Source organism: Halolamina sp. CBA1230, assembly GCF_002025255.2.
Taxonomy (GTDB): domain Archaea; phylum Halobacteriota; class Halobacteria; order Halobacteriales; family Haloferacaceae; genus Halolamina.
Genome location: NZ_CP054587.1, coordinates 949452 through 965947, shown reverse-complemented (window position 1 = coordinate 965947; position 16496 = coordinate 949452). Strand labels below are relative to the sequence as shown.

The 16496-nt window shown below is 68.9% G+C and carries 23 protein-coding genes and 1 tRNA gene; 14 read left to right on the top strand and 10 right to left on the bottom strand.

Annotated elements, in window-relative coordinates; genetic code table 11:
• Positions 1–103: 103 nt before the first annotated feature.
• The 3 genes from B4589_RS04890 to B4589_RS04880 are packed head-to-tail and all read right to left on the bottom strand — an operon-like array spanning position 104 to position 1744.
• Positions 104–604, bottom strand: a complete 501-nt coding sequence (locus B4589_RS04890; protein ID WP_079233221.1) for a hypothetical protein — start codon at positions 602–604, stop codon at positions 104–106.
• A 46-nt stretch (positions 605–650) separates the two neighbouring features.
• Positions 651–1487 carry a 3-keto-5-aminohexanoate cleavage protein gene (locus B4589_RS04885; protein WP_079233220.1) on the bottom strand — a complete coding sequence of 279 codons (837 nt, stop codon included), beginning with the start codon at positions 1485–1487 and terminating at the stop codon, positions 651–653.
• The gene (locus B4589_RS04880; protein WP_079233219.1) at positions 1484–1744 is read right to left on the bottom strand and encodes a hypothetical protein; all 261 of its coding nucleotides are present in this window, start codon (positions 1742–1744) and stop codon (positions 1484–1486) included. Before B4589_RS04880 ends, B4589_RS04885 begins: the two co-directional genes overlap by 4 nt.
• Positions 1745–1783: 39 nt before the next feature.
• Between B4589_RS04880 and B4589_RS04875 the strand changes: the two genes are divergently transcribed.
• The 3 genes from B4589_RS04875 (at position 1784) to B4589_RS04865 (ending at position 2899) form a co-directional block, all read left to right on the top strand.
• Positions 1784–1969, top strand: a complete 186-nt coding sequence (locus B4589_RS04875) for a hypothetical protein (protein WP_079233217.1) — start codon at positions 1784–1786, stop codon at positions 1967–1969.
• A gap of 92 nt (positions 1970–2061) precedes the next feature.
• A complete protein-coding gene (locus B4589_RS04870) occupies positions 2062–2664 on the top strand; it encodes a hypothetical protein (RefSeq protein WP_079233215.1) in 603 nt (200 codons plus the stop codon).
• Positions 2642–2899, top strand: a complete 258-nt coding sequence (locus tag B4589_RS04865; RefSeq protein WP_079233213.1) for a hypothetical protein — start codon at positions 2642–2644, stop codon at positions 2897–2899. Before B4589_RS04870 ends, B4589_RS04865 begins: the two co-directional genes overlap by 23 nt.
• Positions 2900–2908: 9 nt before the next feature.
• Here the strand turns inward: B4589_RS04865 and moaA are convergent, their stop codons facing one another.
• Positions 2909–3940 carry a GTP 3',8-cyclase MoaA gene (moaA, locus tag B4589_RS04860; protein ID WP_079233212.1) on the bottom strand — a complete coding sequence of 344 codons (1032 nt, stop codon included), beginning with the start codon at positions 3938–3940 and terminating at the stop codon, positions 2909–2911.
• 170 nt (positions 3941–4110) lie between these two features.
• Here moaA and B4589_RS04855 point away from each other — a divergent pair, with 170 nt between their 5' ends.
• The 3 genes from B4589_RS04855 to B4589_RS04845 all read left to right on the top strand — a co-directional run bounded on the left by B4589_RS04855 (position 4111) and on the right by B4589_RS04845 (position 6555).
• Positions 4111–5154, top strand: coding sequence for an Mrp/NBP35 family ATP-binding protein (locus B4589_RS04855; RefSeq protein ID WP_079233210.1), 1044 nt, complete (start codon positions 4111–4113; stop codon positions 5152–5154).
• The gene (locus B4589_RS04850; RefSeq protein ID WP_079233209.1) at positions 5144–5422 is read left to right on the top strand and encodes a hypothetical protein; all 279 of its coding nucleotides are present in this window, start codon (positions 5144–5146) and stop codon (positions 5420–5422) included. The genes B4589_RS04855 and B4589_RS04850 overlap by 11 nt, the downstream gene beginning before the upstream one ends.
• A gap of 497 nt (positions 5423–5919) precedes the next feature.
• Positions 5920–6555, top strand: coding sequence for a uracil-DNA glycosylase family protein (locus B4589_RS04845; protein ID WP_079233208.1), 636 nt, complete (start codon positions 5920–5922; stop codon positions 6553–6555).
• Between the two features lie 30 nt (positions 6556–6585).
• Here B4589_RS04845 and B4589_RS04840 read toward each other — a convergent pair whose 3' ends face one another.
• Positions 6586–6795 (bottom strand): hypothetical protein, encoded by a 210-nt coding sequence (locus tag B4589_RS04840; protein WP_079233207.1) that lies wholly within the window; start codon positions 6793–6795, stop codon positions 6586–6588.
• Between the two features lie 92 nt (positions 6796–6887).
• Between B4589_RS04840 and B4589_RS04835 the strand changes: the two genes are divergently transcribed.
• The 6 genes from B4589_RS04835 (at position 6888) to B4589_RS04810 (ending at position 9762) form a co-directional block, all read left to right on the top strand.
• Positions 6888–7634, top strand: a complete 747-nt coding sequence (locus B4589_RS04835) for a hypothetical protein (RefSeq protein ID WP_079233206.1) — start codon at positions 6888–6890, stop codon at positions 7632–7634.
• 43 nt (positions 7635–7677) lie between these two features.
• Positions 7678–7935: a hypothetical protein gene (locus tag B4589_RS04830; protein WP_079233205.1), complete on the top strand. Its 258-nt coding sequence runs from the start codon at positions 7678–7680 to the stop codon at positions 7933–7935.
• A 49-nt stretch (positions 7936–7984) separates the two neighbouring features.
• Positions 7985–8066 (top strand) — tRNA-Ser (locus tag B4589_RS04825).
• A 96-nt stretch (positions 8067–8162) separates the two neighbouring features.
• Positions 8163–8486 carry a DUF5785 family protein gene (locus tag B4589_RS04820; RefSeq protein WP_079233203.1) on the top strand — a complete coding sequence of 108 codons (324 nt, stop codon included), beginning with the start codon at positions 8163–8165 and terminating at the stop codon, positions 8484–8486.
• 209 nt (positions 8487–8695) lie between these two features.
• Positions 8696–8977: a hypothetical protein gene (locus B4589_RS04815; RefSeq protein WP_079233201.1), complete on the top strand. Its 282-nt coding sequence runs from the start codon at positions 8696–8698 to the stop codon at positions 8975–8977.
• On the top strand, positions 8974–9762 hold the full coding sequence (locus B4589_RS04810; protein ID WP_079233200.1) for a hypothetical protein: 789 nt from the start codon (positions 8974–8976) through the stop codon (positions 9760–9762). Before B4589_RS04815 ends, B4589_RS04810 begins: the two co-directional genes overlap by 4 nt.
• A 700-nt stretch (positions 9763–10462) precedes the next feature.
• On the opposite strand, the gene udk is transcribed toward B4589_RS04810, so the two are convergent.
• The 3 genes from udk to B4589_RS04795 are packed head-to-tail and all read right to left on the bottom strand — an operon-like array spanning position 10463 to position 12668.
• The gene (gene udk / locus B4589_RS04805) at positions 10463–11152 is read right to left on the bottom strand and encodes a uridine kinase (protein ID WP_079233199.1); all 690 of its coding nucleotides are present in this window, start codon (positions 11150–11152) and stop codon (positions 10463–10465) included.
• A 56-nt stretch (positions 11153–11208) separates the two neighbouring features.
• Positions 11209–11385 carry a hypothetical protein gene (locus B4589_RS04800; RefSeq protein ID WP_158081143.1) on the bottom strand — a complete coding sequence of 59 codons (177 nt, stop codon included), beginning with the start codon at positions 11383–11385 and terminating at the stop codon, positions 11209–11211.
• Positions 11386–11411: 26 nt separating this feature from the next.
• Positions 11412–12668 carry a geranylgeranylglyceryl/heptaprenylglyceryl phosphate synthase gene (locus tag B4589_RS04795; protein WP_079233198.1) on the bottom strand — a complete coding sequence of 419 codons (1257 nt, stop codon included), beginning with the start codon at positions 12666–12668 and terminating at the stop codon, positions 11412–11414.
• Between the two features lie 84 nt (positions 12669–12752).
• On the opposite strand from B4589_RS04795, the gene B4589_RS04790 reads away from it, so the two are divergent.
• Together B4589_RS04790 and B4589_RS04785 are read left to right on the top strand one after the other, a co-directional pair.
• Positions 12753–13994 (top strand): hypothetical protein, encoded by a 1242-nt coding sequence (locus B4589_RS04790; RefSeq protein ID WP_079233196.1) that lies wholly within the window; start codon positions 12753–12755, stop codon positions 13992–13994.
• Between the two features lie 64 nt (positions 13995–14058).
• Positions 14059–14910: a ZIP family metal transporter gene (locus B4589_RS04785; protein ID WP_079233195.1), complete on the top strand. Its 852-nt coding sequence runs from the start codon at positions 14059–14061 to the stop codon at positions 14908–14910.
• A gap of 3 nt (positions 14911–14913) precedes the next feature.
• Here B4589_RS04785 and B4589_RS04780 read toward each other — a convergent pair whose 3' ends face one another.
• Positions 14914–15276: a hypothetical protein gene (locus B4589_RS04780; protein ID WP_079233194.1), complete on the bottom strand. Its 363-nt coding sequence runs from the start codon at positions 15274–15276 to the stop codon at positions 14914–14916.
• Positions 15273–16268: a PGF-CTERM sorting domain-containing protein gene (locus B4589_RS04775; protein WP_079233193.1), complete on the bottom strand. Its 996-nt coding sequence runs from the start codon at positions 16266–16268 to the stop codon at positions 15273–15275. The genes B4589_RS04780 and B4589_RS04775 overlap by 4 nt, the downstream gene beginning before the upstream one ends.
• Positions 16269–16496 lie beyond the last annotated feature (228 nt).

Genomic DNA, 16496 nt, shown 5'->3' with positions numbered 1-16496 from the left:
ATACACCGATTCCGGGAGTGTACACTTAAACATCACGGAACCCGGGTGGGTGTGTGAGAGCGGAACATCGGGGCCGGCGTCGGACCGCTGTTCGCGCCGTCGATCACTTGACGGCCTGCCAGCCGACGGCAACCGTTCCACCGACGACGGTGACCACGGCGTAGGAGAGACACGCCGCGGGGAGGACCAACAGGAGCGCGACGAACGACACGGCCGTCGGGAGGGGGATTACGCGGCCGAGCGGGTCGCGGCCGAACAGCCACGACTGGACCGCGACGGTGAGGAGTCCGAGTAGGGTTCCCACAGCGGCTGCGCCGATGGGCGGGACGATCAGTATCGGGCCCGACCCGAACAGGTATGCGAGACAACCGAACAGCCCTGAGGTCGTGAGGGCGTGCGTCGTTGCCCGTCCGCCCCGACCCAGCGACGCCGGATCGAAGTCGGCCCGACGAAACACCACGGAGAGTACGCCGCCGAGAACAGTCACCCCGACACCTACCCCTGCCATTACGGTGTTGCCCACCACCAGTCCCAGAGCGACCAACAGCAACCCCAACGGCGCGAGCGCAAGCGTTCCGAGCCGAAGTACCCGCTGTTCGTCCATCCTTTCGCCCCACAGCCGTCGGCCGGAAAGTGTTTTCTTTCCGTCGCTACAGTCCCAGTATCTCCCGCGCCTCCGCCGTCGACGCCACGGGCCGCCCGAGCTCCTCGGCGATCCGGACGGTGCGCTCGACCAACTGCGCGTTGCTCTCGGCCTGCTCGCCTTTCCTGTAGTAGAGGTTGTCCTCCAGCCCCACCCGGACGTGCCCACCGAGAAGAATCCCCATCGTCGTCAGCGGGAGCTGGTGCGGGCCGAACGCGAGAACGTTGAACTCCGCTCCGTCGGGGACGTTCTCGACCATGTTCAGCAGGTTCCGCGGGCTGGGTATCGTCGTCGTCCCGCCGCCGAACACGAGGTTGACGTACGGCGGCTCGTCGAGGTCGTCCCAGATCCGCAGCGACTCGTTGAGGTGGCCGCCGTTGAACACCTCCAGTTCGGGCTTGATCCCGCGGGCCTGCATCTCCTCGTGGAGCGCGTCGACGAGCGCCCGGGTGTTCTCGCTGGTGAGGTGTTGGTAGCGATTGAGCGGTCCCATGTCCAGCGACGCCATCTCCGGCGCGGGGTCGGTCCGAAGCGGTTCGGCCCGGAGCGCGTCGGGCGCCGCCGTCCCGCCGGTGGAGTGCTGGATCACCACGTCGTCGGTCGCCTCGCGGACCGCGTCGGTGAGCTCCTGGAACCGCTCGGTCGAGAACGCGCGCTCCCCGGAGTCCTCGCGGGCGTGGAGGTGGAGGATGCTCGCGCCCGCTTCCTCCGCGGCCGCCGCGGCCTCCGCCACCTCCGCGGGCGTCTCGGGGACGTTGGGGTTGGCCTCCTTCCCGTGGACGCCGCCCGTCAGCGCCGCGGTGACGATCAGCGGCTTCCCGTCGCGGTAGTCGTCGTAGCTCACGAGTCGGCCCCCTCCGTCGCTGTATCTCCGTCCTCGCTGTCCACGCCGTCGAACCCAGTTATCGACCCGAGATCCTTCGCCTCGCGGTAGAACTCGCAGTCGGTCTCGGGGTCGAGGCCGTAGCGTTTCGCACAGACGTCCGCCCGCATCGGCTGGACGAACGCGTCGACGGCGGTGCAGTACGGCCGCGCCTCGTCGAACGCCTCGCCGTCGTCGCCGGCCGTCCGGCGCTCCAGGAACTCGCAGGTGTCGGGCATAGGCGAAGGTAGTGCCGGCCATCCATCAAGCTACCTTCGGTGGCACACCACACGTCGCTGGTGCTCGTCGGCGTCGTCGCCGCCGCGGTGCCCGGAACACTGGTTGGGCTGATCGCGTTCGCCGCGACGCTGAAGACGCTGGGGTTCACTCCGGTCGAGCGGCGGCTGGCGTCGACGCTGGTCGAGCGGTACGGATCGATGTTGGGTGGCTGGTCGCTACGCTGACCCTCCAACTTCGGCGTCGTTGGCAGTAGATCGGGACCGAAGGGCGCTCACTCCCCCGACCGATTTATCCACTCGACAGACGAGTCGCTGGTATGGGCGGCATCGAGCTTCGGGACGAAACCCTGTTCGTCGGTCGCGAGCCGAACCGACTCGACGAACTGGCGATCGAGTTCTCCGAGATCCTCGACGATATGGGCGTTACCCACGTCTTCGTCGCGGGGTACGTCTCGATCCTCGCGGGCCGTGCTCGGTCGACCGAAGACGTCGACGTCCTCATCGAGCGAATCGACGAGGCGACGGCCGATCAGTTAGCGACGAGACTCGACGAGGAGGGGTTCTGGGGTGCAGCGATGCCGCTATCGTCGACGTACGAGATGCTCTCACACGGCGACCACGTCTGGGTGGCGCCGGAGGATCAGGTCACGCCCCATATCGAACTGAAGTTCGTCCGGGACGAGTTCGACCGTGCTTCCCTCGAGAACGCGATCACGGCACGGATCGGCGGTCACGAGATCCCGATCGGTCCGCTGGAGCTCCAGATCGCCTACAAGCTGCATCTCGGGGCACAGAAGGATCTCGAAGACGCCGTCCACCTCTACACGCTGTTCGAGCAAAGCCTTAGTGTTTCTCGGCTCGAAGAGTGGGTACGTCGACTCGGAGTCGAAGACGAGTATGACCGACTCGAACGAGCCTGACGGCCTGCACGCGAAACACGAACGGAACCGCGAGCAGCGCATCGCGGCGATCAAGCGGTGGGTGGCGTACATCCAGTCCGAACCGCCCGAGAAGTGGGGGCCGCAGCAGAACGCCGTGGTCGACGACCAACTCGAGGCCGCCCAGGACGCCGGAACGTCGGCGGCGCACAAACAGCACGTCGAGGATGTGGCCGCGGAGATCGCCGAGGTGGCCGACGACGACTCGGAGACGTAGCGATCGGTTTCAGTCCGCGGCGCCGCTGATGTACTTCTCGTTGATCTCGTACTCGCCGCGGTCGTTCTCGACGAGGTACTCGCCGTAGTAGGGGACGCGGTCGGCGACGACCGCCTCGAACGTCTCGCGGATCTCCGCGCGGCTCATCTCGCCCATCGACTTCAGGTCGTCGTTGCGGTTGAGACAGCCCTTCAGGTACCCCTCGTGGGTCACGCGGACCCGGCCGCAGTTGGCACAGAACTCCTCGTTCTCGACGGGGTCGACGATCTCGACCATCCCGCCCTGGAACTCGTCGAGCTCGGCCGGCTCGGGGGTGGCGGCGACGGATTCGGCCGCCTCGGGGTTGACGTAGTAGCGCTTGCGGTCGTGCATCTCGCGGTGCTCGACGTGGTCGGAAATGTCCTCCAGCCAGTCGTGGACGCGCCCGATGTCGATGTTCCACTCCGGCTTGCCCGTGAGTTCGGGCATGTACTCGATCAGCTGGAGCTGGAGCCCCTCGTTCTCGGCGACGTGGTCGACCATCCCCTCGACGTAGCCGGCGGTGTGCTCGAACACGACCATGTTGAGCTTCACCGGCGCGAGGTCGGCGTCGACGGCGGCCTGGACGCCCTCCATCACCTTCTCGTAGGCGCCGGATTTCGTGATCTCGGCGAACTCGTCGGGGTCGAGCGCGTCCTGGGAGACGTTCACGCGGTCGAGCCCCGCCTCTTTCAGCTCCTCGGCGCGGCCGGGGAGGAACGTCCCGTTGGTGGTCATCGACACCTCCATCTCGTCGGGCGCGCGGCGGATGATCTCCTCCAGATCCTGTCGGAGCATCGGCTCGCCGCCGGTGAGCTTCACCGAGTCGACGCCGTACTCCGACACGACGTCGAGGAAGCGGACCACGTCGTCGGTCCCCATCTCGTCGTCGCCCGGCTCCATCGGCCCCCGGGTGTCCCCCAACCCCTCGTTGTGACAGTAGACGCAGTCGAAGTTACACCGGTCGGTGAGCGAGACCCGTACGCCCGTCACCTCGCGGCCGAACTCGTCCGAGAGCGGCATTGGCTTATGGTTCGTCCGGACGGGCTTAAGCCTCCGGGTGGTATCACCCGAAATGTAACCGTTCGAGGTTTCGTACCCGCGGTCGAGACGGTATCGATGGGCACGAAACCGGCCCCGTTCGAGGGAGCCGGCTTCAAAACCCTCATTAGCGGAACGCGCCACCTTCAGCTATGGACGAAGCCGCCGTACGCGACCTGCTCGCGGAGGTCGAGGACCCCTCCCTCGGCGACGACCTGGTGTCGCTGGGACTGGTCAACGCCATCGAGGTCGAGGACGGGACCGCGAGGGTCTCGCTCGCGCTCGGGGCGCCCTACGCGCCTCACGAGTCCGCCATCGCGGCGGAGGTCCGGGAGAAACTGCAGGACGCCGGGATGGAGGTGGAGCTCTCGGCCAGCATCCCCGACGACCAGGAGGGCGAGGATCAGGTGCTGCCGGGCGTGAAGAACATCATCGCCGTCGCCTCCGGGAAAGGTGGCGTCGGCAAGTCGACGATGGCGGTCAACATCGCCGCCGGCCTCTCGAAACTCGGCGCCGAGGTAGGGCTGTTCGACGCCGACGTGTACGGGCCGAACGTGCCGCGGATGCTCGACGCCGACGAGGCGCCGCGGGCGACCGACGACGACACGATCATCCCGCCCGAGAAGTTCGGCGTGAAGCTGATGTCGATGGCCTTCCTCTCGGGCGAGGACGACCCCGTGATCTGGCGGGGCCCGATGGTCCACAAGCTCCTCACGCAGCTGGTCGAGGACGTGGAGTGGGGCGAACTCGACTACATGGTGCTCGACCTGCCGCCGGGGACGGGCGACACCCAGCTGACGATCCTCCAGACGCTGCCGCTGACGGGTGCCGTCGTCGTCACGACGCCACAGGAGGTGGCGGTCGACGACGCCCGCAAGGGGCTGCGGATGTTCGGCAAGCACGAGACGCCGGTGCTGGGGATCGCCGAGAACATGTCCTCGTTCCGCTGTCCGGACTGTGGGAACGAGCACGAGATATTCGGCGAGGGCGGCGGTCGCTCGCTGGCCGACGAGAACGACCTGCCGTTCCTCGGCGGGATCCCGCTGGACCCCGAGATCCGCGAGGGCGGCGACGAGGGGAGGCCGGTCGTGCTGCGGGAGGGCGAGACCGCCGACGCGTTCCGCGTGCTGACCGAGAACGTCGCCAACAACGTCGGCGTGATCCGCCGGCAGGGCGTCCAGCAGCATGGCTGGTGAGGACGGCGACGACACGGACTGGGAGATGGCGCCCGAGGGGGAGGGGAGCTTCCCCGAGGATGCGGCGAAGCGGGAGACGCTGCGGGCGGTCGCCGACGAGATCCGGGCCCGCGACGACTCCTCCGAGGCGTCCCAGATCGGTGCCTTCCTCTATCGGGTGTCGGACCTGTACAAGGAGGGCGAGGAGACGTCGATCCCGGAGATCTACATGAACATGCGGCATATCCTGGAGGTCCGGGAGCAGGGCGGATTGGATCCCGAAGAGTAGCGGCAATTTCCGTTTTCTGTCGGTTTGGAGTTTGCGTGTTGCTACGGTGTGTGCTCGTAGACTGGAACGGCGAACAGCAACAGCAGCTCGATCGTTGGCAACTGAGACAGCACCAGCATCTCGATCGTAGACCACTTGCGACCGCCCCGCACAGCCCACAGACCTCCCCAGCCGACTCACTCGCTCACGTTCGTTCGCTCCTTCATCCCTCGCGCTGGCTCGTCCACGGAGGGACTCGCGTTTCGCGCCAACCGCGACCGCGGTGCGGTGGCGGTGGACGCCTCGCGGCCGCCGACCGCTGGCGGCCGCGGGGGGAGGGGTGGGGACTCCGAACTGTGCCGAGCCTCGTGCTCGGCACTTCGCGGTCACAAGTGGTCATGCTTCGAGATGCTGTCGCTGTTCGCGGTCGCGGTGCCGTCGACGATCACCTATCCAACTGAACCAATCGATCACGAGTAGCGAACCGTTTTTCCACGCGCCAAACCACACCACACGTAGTGGACGCCCACCAAGAGGAACTCTCGAACCCGTTCGCGATGGACGAGGACTGCCGGAACTGTCCAGCCCTCGCCGACTGCCGCGAGCAGGTGGTCCACGGCTACGGCGACGCCGGCGGGGAGTTCGTCTTCCTCGGCGAGTCACCCTCTGCCGGCGCCGAAGAAACGGGCGTGCCGTTCACCGGCGACGCGGCGGACGAACGGATCCAGCGCATCCTCGGCGAACTCGGCTTCTCCCGCTCCCCGCCCGAGGCCGACGACCCCGACGTCCAGAACGTCTACCTCACCTACCTCACGCGCTGTCGTCACCCCGAGCGCGCGGCGACCGACGAGGAGGTCCGGAACTGCGAGCCGTTCCTCAACGCCGAACTCCGGATGATCAACCCCCACATCATCGTCCCCATCGGCGACCGCGTGCTGGAGGAACTCGCCGTCGAGTACACCACCCGCGCGCCGGAGAGCTTCGACGTGTTTGAGGAGCACGCCACCACCGTCCGGGGCCGAGGATTCGAACTGGTGCCGATGATCCCCCCCGCCGAGCAGACCGACGAGCAGGAGGCCGCGTTCGTCGAGCACGTGAAAGAGAACGTGTTCTCGCGGGACTACCGGCAGACGAAGGGCAGGAGAAGTCGCTGAGTTCGCCGTGACCGTGCGACCGTCGATGGTCTACTCCCAGTACGCCGTCCCGCCCGGAACGCCGCGGGTTCCGACGACGACACCCGCCATGACGGCCACGACGACGAGCACGAACGCCGCGGCCGTGGGGGCGAGCGTCGCCGAGTTCGGCAGCCGTCGCAGGAACGTTCCCAGCCCGCCGAGTGCGAGCGCCGAGGTGATCCCGGCCGCGAGCAGGCCGGCGGTGCGAGCGTCGAGCATACTGTCGGGTCGGCGGGAAGTCGCTTAAGCCCGGCGCTCGCTCTCGACCGCGACCCGCCGGATTCAAGCGCGCCGCGAGCCGAGAGTCGACGATGACAGTCGTCGTGCTGCTCGCCGACCCGCCACGCCCCGGACTCCGCTTTCCCGACCTCGCGGCGACGAGCCCGCTGAGCGGGTCGGAGGCGGCCGAACTCGCGGCCGCGATGGACAGGGACGCCATGCGGGCCGTCGAGCGCTCCGGCGCCGATCTGCTGGTGAACTACCGTCCGGACGACTCGCTCGACGAGGCACACCGGATCGACGCCTCGCCGGAGGCGGAGATGCGCGCGCTCGCCGCCGACGCCGTCGAGGACGTGAGCGACGTGCGCTTCGAGCCACAGGTCGGCTCCACCCAGAGCGCCCGCGTGGGCAACACCGTTACCCACCTGCTCAAGGAGGAGGAGGAGGCCGGCTCCGTCGCGGTCCTGCCCGGGAACACGCCGTTCGTCACGCGGTCGGGCATCGATTCCTCGGCGATGAAGCTCCGAAGCAACGAGGTCGTGCTCGGGCCGGGCGCCGGCGGCGCGGTGTACTACGCCGGCTTCACCGACACGGTCGACTTCAGCGACGCGCTGACGCCGCCGGCGCTCAACACGCTCGCGGAACTGGCCCGCGGCGAGGGCCACGACACCGAGTTCCTGCCGACCCGGCCGACTGTCCGGACCGGCGACGAGCTCGCGAGCGTGGTCGCGGAGATCCGCGCCCGCGTCGCCGCCGACCGGGTCGTGCCGGAGTTCACCACCGCGCTGATCGAGGAGTACGGGCTGGTCGTCGACGAGGACGGTCTGGCGCGGCGCTAACCTCCGGACAAGGCTTTTACCGGTGTGCCCGGAACTGAGGGATATGTCCGTTAGCAATCATCGCCGTCTGCGTTACCCGCTCGGCGTCGTCGCCCTCGTCGTGGGGATCTTCGCCCTCGACGTGGCGCTGGGCGTCCTCGTCGACAGTGCCGTCGCGTCGGGGTTCCCGGGGTGGTTGCCGACGTTCGGTACCGTCGGGGAGACCGTCGTGGCGTACTCGCTGCTCGGCAACGCCTACACGTACCTGTTCGTCCCCGCGGCCGCGTTCTGGCTGGGAGTCCGGTACGCCGGCGGGGAGTGAGGCCGGAGCGGTAGGTTCAACCCACCCGAGCGAGAACGACCGAACGCGCGGTGGGATGGCAGAGTGGCCTATTGCGCCGGTCTTGAAAACCGGTGGCGTCAGCCTCCTGGGTTCGAATCCCAGTCCCACCGTCGTTCTGCGACACGCGACTCTCCCCTGACTCACGCAGTCGTCCCTCACTCCGTCGAACGCAAAGGCTTTGGGCGGGTCGGGCGAACGGCCGCGTAATGAGCGACGCCGACGACTGGCCACACGACCCGGACGGCGAGGAGGGCAGTGAAGGCCGGCGCAAGTACGGGCACGCCGTGCTGGCCAAGAAGATCGACGAGGAGGAGGACTTCCCGCTGACTGCCGAGGAGTACGTCGCCGACTACGGCGACCACCCGATCCGGATCAGCTACCAACAGGTCGTCTCCGTCGAGGAGATCTTCGAGCACGTCGACGCCGAGGAGTTCGAGGACTTCGTCGAGTTCCACCGCGTCGTCGGCGCGGCGATGCGCGACGCCGGCTACTGGTTCTACGAGGGCGCCGAGCAGTTCGCCGACGCCTGAACTGCTGCCCATTCCGTTCACCCACCCCGAGGCCGGCGGTTCGCGACTCGAACGCTTTCGGCCGGCCTAAAAGCCGGAACGACTAAGTGGTTTTAGGCAAACCTAAAGAGTATGCGAACCGCAGGCCGCCACGTCGAGCTACCTCACAGCCTCGGGGGGACCGGTGGGGATGCACCGCTCGCCGGACGGCGCCGACGCGGGGTGGGACGATGACCGAAGGGGAACTCTGTCCCCTCCGGAAGCGGATCGAGGCGCTCGCGAGCGAGCGCGGGGAGTACTACCTCGTCTGCGGTCAGTACGGCGACCGGCCGGTCCCGGCGGCGGACTGTCGGTTCGAGAGCCGCCAGTCCGCCGAGCGGGCTGCGCGGCTGACCGAGGAGTATCGATCGTTGCTGAGGAACTACGACCCGGAGGTCCCGCGGTACGACATCGTCGTGCGGCAGACTCCCGAGGTCGGGACGACGGGGCGGTCATCGGAGGCCCGACGGTGATCGAGACCCACGTCGACCGGGCGCGGACGGCGGTCGAGCGCGAGCGGTCGGTGCTCGAGGCGGAGCGTGCGGCCTACGAGCAGTTCCGTCGCCAGGTGTCGTCGGTGTCGGCGACGGAGATGCGCCAGGCAACGGGCGGGGCTGCACAGGGTGCGGTCGCGGTCCGAGCCGGCCGCACCGACGCTGGCGCCGGCGCCTGCGAGCAGGTCCGGGAGGCGTTCGACGAGACGATCCGCCCCCACAGCGTCGCCGACGTCGACGGCGAGGAGTCGCTGCTGGAGACGATCCGGGCGGAGTTCGGCGACGGCATCGCGCTCGCGCTGGCGCCGACGACCGGTGCCGGGTTCACCGCCGAGACGAAGCGGGCGGTGCTCACGGCGGCCCGCGAACGGGAACGGGAGATCGAGGCGACGGTCGACTCCCTCGACAGCGAAGCCGCGTCGCTCCGCGAGGTCGGCGAAACCGTGACGGAGATCACCGAGTGGGTCACCGACGCCGACGAGACGCCGCTGTCGGAACTGGGGTTCGAGGAACTTCGTGAACGGCACGACCGGCTGGCGGAGTACCGGGAACGTTGTAGCGAACTGCTCGCCGAGCGCCAGGCGTTGCTGCTGTCGACGACGGGCCGGAACCGATCGGCCGACGTGAGTCATCGGGCGCTGGTTCGGTATCTCTACGAACCGCTGCCGGTCGTCTTCCCGGTGCTGTCGACCGTGACGCGGCTGTACGACCTGATTGAGGAGTGTCAGCGGGCGGTTCGGGCGTATCTGACGCGGTGTGGGTGAGTTCGGGAGTGTGGTTTAGTCCGGCTGGTCGCCAGCAACTCTCGATCGTTGACTTCTGAGACAGCAACCGCGACAGCAACAGCATCTCGACGCATGACCACTTGTACCGCAACCGCGACCGCACAGCACCGCGATGGTCTTCCCCGCATCCTCGCGGGTCACTCCGTTCCCCGCTCGGTTTTCCGCGGCCTCCCGTCGTTGCACGGGCGACCCGCGAGTCGCCCGTGCAGCCTGCAGGACCTTCGGTCCTGCGCTGGTCGGCCGCGCCATCCTCCCCACGGGCTCGCCGACCGATGGCGAGCCCTCGCGTCCACCGCCACCGCAGCCGCGGTCGGCGCGCGACGTGAGCAGGGCGAGACCGGAGGTCTCGCTGGCAGTGCGGGCGACGCGTGGGTCGCCCGCACGACGCCTCCGTGCGCGAACGAGCGCGTGAGGGACGAAGGAGCGAACGAACGTGAGCGAGTGAGTCGGCTGGGGAGGGAACGAGGCGGGAAAACGCGACCAACGGGAGCGGGAAACTGCCTCGAAGCGAGCGGCGAAGCCGCGAGCCGTGAGGGCTGTGCGGGGTGGTTGCGGTCACAAGTGGTCTAGCTCACTCCGCGGTCCTGTTTCCAACCGAACCAACGAATTCCCGAGCACGCGATCACTCGAATCGACCCCGATCCTGAGAACACTCCTCTACGACACAACCAACCAGAAACTACTCCTCGTCCAGCGACATCCGCTCGCCCAACTGCTGTTCGAGCGCGCCGCGCTCCCACGTCCGGGTCCCCTCGCCCTCGATCTCGGCCTGGATCTTCTCCTCCAACAGGTTCACCGCCACCGAATTCGCCCCCTCGGGGATGATCAGGTCGGCGTGTTTCTTCGTCGGCTCGATGAACTGCTCGTGCATCGGTTTCACCGTCGAGAGGTACTGGTCGATCACGTCCTCCAGCTCCCGGCCGCGCTGGATCACGTCGCGCTTGATCCGCCGAAGAATGCGCACGTCGGCGTCGGTCTCGACGTACAGCCGGAGATCCATCATGTCGTTGATGTTCTCGTCGTACAGCGCGAGGATCCCCTCGACGATGATCACGTCGGTCGGGATCACCGTCACGCGCTCGTCCTTGCGGTTGTGGATCTCGAAGTCGTACTGGGGCATCTCCACGGCCTGCCCCTCCGAGAGCTGTCGCAGGTGTTCCCGCAGCAGCTCCCACTCGAACGCGTCGGGGTGGTCGTAGTTGACCTCCTCGCGCTCCGCGCGGTCGAGATGGCTCAGATCTTTGTAGTAGTTGTCGAGCGGGATTCGGGTCACCGACTCCCCGACGCTCTCGGTGATCAGGCGGGCGACCGTGGTCTTGCCGGCGCCGGTGCCGCCGGCGATACCGACCACGAACGAGGGGATGGTCATCGGACGATCCGAGGAGAGCGCCGCGTTTCAAACCTGCCTTTTCGGTCGCTTGCGGGTCAGCCTGTCAGTTCCAGTTCGTCGGCGACGAGGAACGCGGCGGCGACGCCGAGGGTGAGCACCGCACCCCAGACGGCGACGACCGGCTCGCTCCAGCCGTCGGTGAACGTGACGGCACCGAGCCAGGCGAGCAGTCCGAAGCCGAGGACGAAGGCAGCGTCCGGTAGATCGACCATACCGGCGCTACCGACGGCCGACTACGTTAGTGTGACGCTCCGCCGTCGACCAGCGAGGCGCTGAGCTGTTCGCCCTCGGCCTCGCCGTTCCCCTTGCCGGCCCCGGAAAACGCCGCGCGGGCGATCGTCGCCGCCAGCGCGTCGGGGTCGTCGACGACCGGCGCGAGCGCGGCCCGGAGCGCCGTCCCCTGGATGTCGATCACGGGAACCCCGTCGGCGTTCTCGCGAGCACGCTCCCGGCGGGCACGCAGTTCCAGCCAGGCACGCACCGTCGCGCCGGTGTACTCACGGGCGAGCGCGACCGGGTCGTCGACGCCCGGCACCGTCGCGAGGAAGCGTGCGCCCGGCCCCTCGGCGTCGACGCGCTCGGCGACCCACTCGCGGATCGTCTCCGGGTCGGCGTCGTCGCCGAGGTCGGCCGTTGCCTGTTCCAGCAGGTCGGCCTCGCGTTCGGCCACGCGGTGGAACGCGTCGCCGACGACGACCGTGTCCGCCCCTGCGTCCCGGACTGCCCGCACGTCCTCGCCGTCCGCGAGCCCGCCACCGTACCAGAGCCGCGAGCGGACCAGCGAGTCGTCGAGTCGGTCGAGGATCTCGATCGCCTCGTCGCCGCCGAACGTCCCTGAGTACTCGAGGTAGACGATTTCGGACTCTAGGTGCCGGTCGGCCGCCATCGCCCGTCGCTTGGCCGTCGTCGGATCGAGCACGTCCGACTCGTCGACGCCGGCCTCCCGGGCGGCGGCGCTGTCGGGGTTCTGGACGATGTACGCCTCGAACGCCGCCTCCGAGAGCAGCAGCGAGGTGGCGACGCTCGCCAGCCAGTCGGCGATGCGGTCGGGGAGCCACGGCGCCTTCTGCGAGACGAGGCGGGGAGCCAACTCCTCCCGGACGCTCTCGATCGCGACGCCGAGGGTCCCCACGAGCGCCTCGGTGTCGCCGTTGAGCACCTCCGGGACGAGCAGTAGGTCGGCGGTCTCCTGGCTCCGGCGGGTGACGTGGTCCGCGCCGCTCGGTTCGTGACAGACCGGTGTCGACAGCGGCGCCAGCAGGTCGAACGCGGCCTCGGTGTTCGCGGGGGTCACGTCCGCGGAGCCACCGACGGAGACGGCGTCGGTCTCCGCGAGCCAGAGCGGGTACAGCAGCGGGAGCTTCTTCGCGCCCTCCGGATCGACTTTCGTGACGTGCTCCCAGTCCGGCACCGGATTGGTGTCGAGCGCGCTCCGGGCGAGCAGCCGCACGGTGTCGACCGCGCGCTCGCCCCGCGCCGCGAGGTCCCGTCGCATACGGGCACCTCGCTGCGGGGCGGCAAAAACCCGGGCGGTTCGGGGATGGACAGCTTCAAACCGCTGGTCGGCCCACCCACGGCCATGTCCGGACCGCTCCGCGGGGTCGCCGACCGTCTCGCGGGCGTCGACGCGTTCCCGACGCCCGCCCGCGCGGTGTTCAGCCACTACGCCGCCGGCGGCTCGCTCGAACTCAGGGCGATCCGACTGCAGCAGCGCGTGGAAGACGAGGTCGATCGGATGGTCGAGGACGCCTACGCCGACGTGGAAGCCGCACTCGCCGCCGAGTTCGGTCGCGAATCGGTCGAGTTCGCCTACGACACCAAGCTCACGATGCCGGTCGAACTCACGCTCGCCCACGTCTACCGGCGGGCCAGCGAGGCGGCCGCGCCCGGCATCGACCCGGTCTCGGGCCGGCGGGCGACCGACCCGATCTCCCGGCTCCGTCGGCACCGATCCGAAAGCGACGCCGAGCCCCGAGAACTGGTCCGCGAGACGCGCCGTGCCCGCGAGGTGGCGGAGCTGGTCGTCGTCGCGCTGCTCGACGGCGACATGCGCGACGCGATCAACGACGGCGAGTACGAGGACTTCGAGGCCGACTTCGACGTCGCCCCCGAGGACCGCGAACGCGTCGCGAAGATCGCTCAGGAGGTGCTCCAGGCTGCCGTCCAGGAGCAGTTCGCGGCGTTCCCCGACGCCGTCAGGGAGGCGTACGACGCCGCAGTCGAGCGCTCGGAGGCCCACCAGGACCGCGATCCGTACTTCCGCGAACTCATGGCCGACGCCGTCGCCGGCGCGGAGGCCGACGCGGTCGCGGACGTGACCGTCGAGGGGGCGAACGCCGAGGCCAGCGAACGCGACCCCGACGAGGCCCGCGAGGCGCTGCGCGAGGAGTACAAACACGCCGCGTTCGACGAAACCCCGGAGCTGTTCGAGGAAGCCGAGCTCGATCTCCCCTACCTCGTCACCCAGTACGGCCGCGTGGGCGTGATCTACCACGGGATGATCGAGATGTTCCGCGAGGCCGGGATCGAGCTCTCGCCGGAGTTCGAGCGCGCGGTCGTGCTGTCGATCATCGGCGCGCAGGTCTGGCTCGACGACGTCGACGACTTCGCGGCCGACGTGCGCGAGGGGCAGCTCACCCCCGTCACGGCGGAGTACCTGCTCGCGGAGAGCGACGCCGCGGCGTACGACGCAGTCGTCTCGATCACGGAGTCGTACCTCGACGCGGCGCGGGACGCCGCCGACGCCTCCGACGCGCCGATCACGGGCATCGCCGTCGAGTACATCCGGGAGGACGGCGAACCGGGGAAGCTCCCGCGGTAGGGTCGCCCACGGCACCGCTCGACTACGAGGACTTATTAACTTCGACGCGATTATTCACAATCAGATGGAGACAGAGCGGAGTTCGCGACGGAGCGAGTTGGTTGTGGGCGCGGCCGGCGTGCTGGCGCTGCTCGCCGCCACGGGGATCGGCGTCGGGATCGGCGCCACGAAGCCCGTCGGGATCGGCTGGGTCGCGTTCGTCGCGATGGTCGGCGGCGTGGCGCTCTCCCGGCGGGCCGGCGAGAAGCGGCCGGCGACGCTGGTCTGGGGCTCCGGGCTGGCCAGCGGCGCGATGATCGTCAGCGTCGGCCTCTTTCTGCTCCCCGACGCGCTGAACCACCACCCCAAGTTCGGCGGGCTGGGCGTCGCGACCGGCGTGATCGTCGGCTTCGCCGCCCACGCGATCGGCCACCGGCTCTCCCACGTCGACCTGCCGATGGACGCGACCGTCGCCCAGCTGACCGCCCACGCCGCCGCGGCGGGGGCGATCATCGGCGTCGTCTACGGCAACATGCCCGAACTCGGGCCGCTGCTGGGTGTCGCGATCGTCTCGCACAAGGGGCCGGCGGGGTACGCCGCCGCGGACCGCCTGCAGCGCAACGGGCGGTCGTGGTACCCGATCCTGCTGCCCGCGGCGGGGGTCGGCGTCGTCGCGGTGCTGTCGAGCGCGGTCGCGCTGCCCGCCTCGGCGCCGGCGAACGGGCTGGTGTTCGGCTTCGCGACCGGCGTGTTCCTCCACGTCGCGATGGACTTCCTGCCGCGGTGTGAACTGGGCAGCGAGGTCCACGAGGCGCTGAGTATCGAGGGCGACGCCCACGCGGTGCTCGATCGCCTCCGCCTCCACGCGGTGGCGTCGACCCTGCTCGGCGGGGGTGTGGTGGCGCTTCTCTGGGTCGCAGTCTCCGGAATCCAGTAGCCGTTACTCTTGGAGCCGTCGCACCTGCCAGACCATCGCCGACCCGACCAGCAGCAGCACGGCGAGACTGAACGCCGCTTGGAACAGCGGACGGTACTCCTGGCTGACCCACTGGTTGATCGCGGTGGAGACGTTGAAGTACAGCTGTAGCGTCGCGATCAGCGCCACCAGCGAGAGCCCCGCCAGCAGGACGTAGTTGAGGGTGCGCCGGAGGTCGCGGCCGGTGTCGTCGGCCCGCTGCGGTCGTTCGTCGGTTCCCGTGTCGTCGGTCTCGTCGGCTATCTCGGTCATGGTGTCCTCCGTTCGGGTTCGCTCGATCTCCTCGTCCTCGCTCGGTTCGTCGTCCGGGGGATCGCGGTCGCTCATCGTCGCCTCCGCGCGAGCAGCCCCGCGCTCAGGAGTGCGACCACGGCGACGACCGGGCCGAACCCGGGCGTCTGTGCCGCGGTTGCTTCGGTCCCCTCGGGTCGGTCCGGTGGCCCGTCGTCGCTCTCGAAGTCGCTGGCGTCGAACTCGACCTCCTGTTCGGTCTGATCGCGGTCGATGGTCTCCGTGGGGTCGAGGTTGACGACGCCGCCGGCGGTGTCGACGATCACGCCGTCCCGGGTGAGCACGGCGTCGACGTAGTAGTTGTACTCGCTGGGGACGGACACCTCGGCGGTGACGGTGTCGCTGCGGCCCTCCTGCAGGCCGCCGGCGTCGACGCTCGTCCGCGCGGCGACGACGTTCGACTCCGCCTGGCGGACGATGAACGTCACCGACAGCGAGTCGGCCTCGCTCGGGCCGACGGCGGTGAGCCAGCTACCCAGCTCCAGCGTGGTGCGGTTCTCGCCGGCGTCGACGATGGACACCGTCACCGGTTCGAGGATGGGATCGTCGACGAAGCTCACGTTCGACTCGGCGTAGGCGGGCGTTAGCGCCTCGACGCCGCTCACCTGTCGCGTGAACTCGTCGACCCGGGTGCCGTTGCGGTACACCACGCCCTCGAGTTCGTACCCACCCTCGCGGGGGACGGTGAGCGTGGTCGAGACGCGGCGCTCGCCCTCGGCAGTCAGATCGCCGACGCTGACCTCCTCGGCGGCCTCGAGCAGGCCGGACTCGGCGTCGGTCGCCTCGAACCGCACGGTCACGTTCTCGGCGGGGTTACCGCGGTGGGCGAGCGTCGCGAACAGTTCTAGCTCGGCGGTCTGGCCCGTGATCTCTCCGGTCGCGATGTCCGCGTCGACGACGTGCACCGGTCCGGGACGGAGCGGGCCGTCGTCTGGGGGTGCGACCGCGCCGGGGACCACGGCGGCCGAGAGGAGGGCGACGGCGACGACCACGACGGCGCCGCCGGCGAGGGCTCGTTGGCTGTCCATGGCTGGAACGTCTCGTGAGCCCTACAAGTGCTTTGTGTGCTGTTGGGTCGCTCGTTGAGTGAACGGTGGATGGTGTGTGGAGTGTCGGTAGTTGGAAGGAGGGTGATCGGTCGCCGACTACCGCGACGGCGTGATGTCGACTACCGCAACCGCGACGACGTAGTGTTGACTACCGCAACTGCGACAGCGACAGCATCTCGATGGCCACTTGCGACCGCAGTGCGCCGG

What these genes read in the sequence shown, in the direction of transcription:
- B4589_RS04830 (WP_079233205.1), top strand. Translation starts at nt 7,678, where the DNA reads ATGTCCGTTAGCAATCATCGCCGTCTGCGTTACCCGCTCGGCGTCGTC.
- B4589_RS04850 (WP_079233209.1), top strand. Translation starts at nt 5,144, where the DNA reads ATGGCTGGTGAGGACGGCGACGACACGGACTGGGAGATGGCGCCCGAG.
- B4589_RS04815 (WP_079233201.1), top strand. Translation starts at nt 8,696, where the DNA reads ATGACCGAAGGGGAACTCTGTCCCCTCCGGAAGCGGATCGAGGCGCTC.
- B4589_RS04780 (WP_079233194.1), bottom strand. Translation starts at nt 15,276, where the DNA reads ATGAGCGACCGCGATCCCCCGGACGACGAACCGAGCGAGGACGAGGAG.
- B4589_RS04775 (WP_079233193.1), bottom strand. Translation starts at nt 16,268, where the DNA reads ATGGACAGCCAACGAGCCCTCGCCGGCGGCGCCGTCGTGGTCGTCGCC.
- B4589_RS04880 (WP_079233219.1), bottom strand. Translation starts at nt 1,744, where the DNA reads ATGCCCGACACCTGCGAGTTCCTGGAGCGCCGGACGGCCGGCGACGAC.
- B4589_RS04795 (WP_079233198.1), bottom strand. Translation starts at nt 12,668, where the DNA reads ATGCGACGGGACCTCGCGGCGCGGGGCGAGCGCGCGGTCGACACCGTG.
- B4589_RS04890 (WP_079233221.1), bottom strand. Translation starts at nt 604, where the DNA reads ATGGACGAACAGCGGGTACTTCGGCTCGGAACGCTTGCGCTCGCGCCG.
- B4589_RS04820 (WP_079233203.1), top strand. Translation starts at nt 8,163, where the DNA reads ATGAGCGACGCCGACGACTGGCCACACGACCCGGACGGCGAGGAGGGC.
- moaA (WP_079233212.1), bottom strand. Translation starts at nt 3,940, where the DNA reads ATGCCGCTCTCGGACGAGTTCGGCCGCGAGGTGACGGGCGTACGGGTC.
- udk (WP_079233199.1), bottom strand. Translation starts at nt 11,152, where the DNA reads ATGACCATCCCCTCGTTCGTGGTCGGTATCGCCGGCGGCACCGGCGCC.
- B4589_RS04785 (WP_079233195.1), top strand. Translation starts at nt 14,059, where the DNA reads ATGGAGACAGAGCGGAGTTCGCGACGGAGCGAGTTGGTTGTGGGCGCG.
- B4589_RS04790 (WP_079233196.1), top strand. Translation starts at nt 12,753, where the DNA reads ATGTCCGGACCGCTCCGCGGGGTCGCCGACCGTCTCGCGGGCGTCGAC.
- B4589_RS04800 (WP_158081143.1), bottom strand. Translation starts at nt 11,385, where the DNA reads ATGGTCGATCTACCGGACGCTGCCTTCGTCCTCGGCTTCGGACTGCTC.
- B4589_RS04870 (WP_079233215.1), top strand. Translation starts at nt 2,062, where the DNA reads ATGGGCGGCATCGAGCTTCGGGACGAAACCCTGTTCGTCGGTCGCGAG.
- B4589_RS04865 (WP_079233213.1), top strand. Translation starts at nt 2,642, where the DNA reads ATGACCGACTCGAACGAGCCTGACGGCCTGCACGCGAAACACGAACGG.
- B4589_RS04855 (WP_079233210.1), top strand. Translation starts at nt 4,111, where the DNA reads ATGGACGAAGCCGCCGTACGCGACCTGCTCGCGGAGGTCGAGGACCCC.
- B4589_RS04835 (WP_079233206.1), top strand. Translation starts at nt 6,888, where the DNA reads ATGACAGTCGTCGTGCTGCTCGCCGACCCGCCACGCCCCGGACTCCGC.
- B4589_RS04840 (WP_079233207.1), bottom strand. Translation starts at nt 6,795, where the DNA reads ATGCTCGACGCTCGCACCGCCGGCCTGCTCGCGGCCGGGATCACCTCG.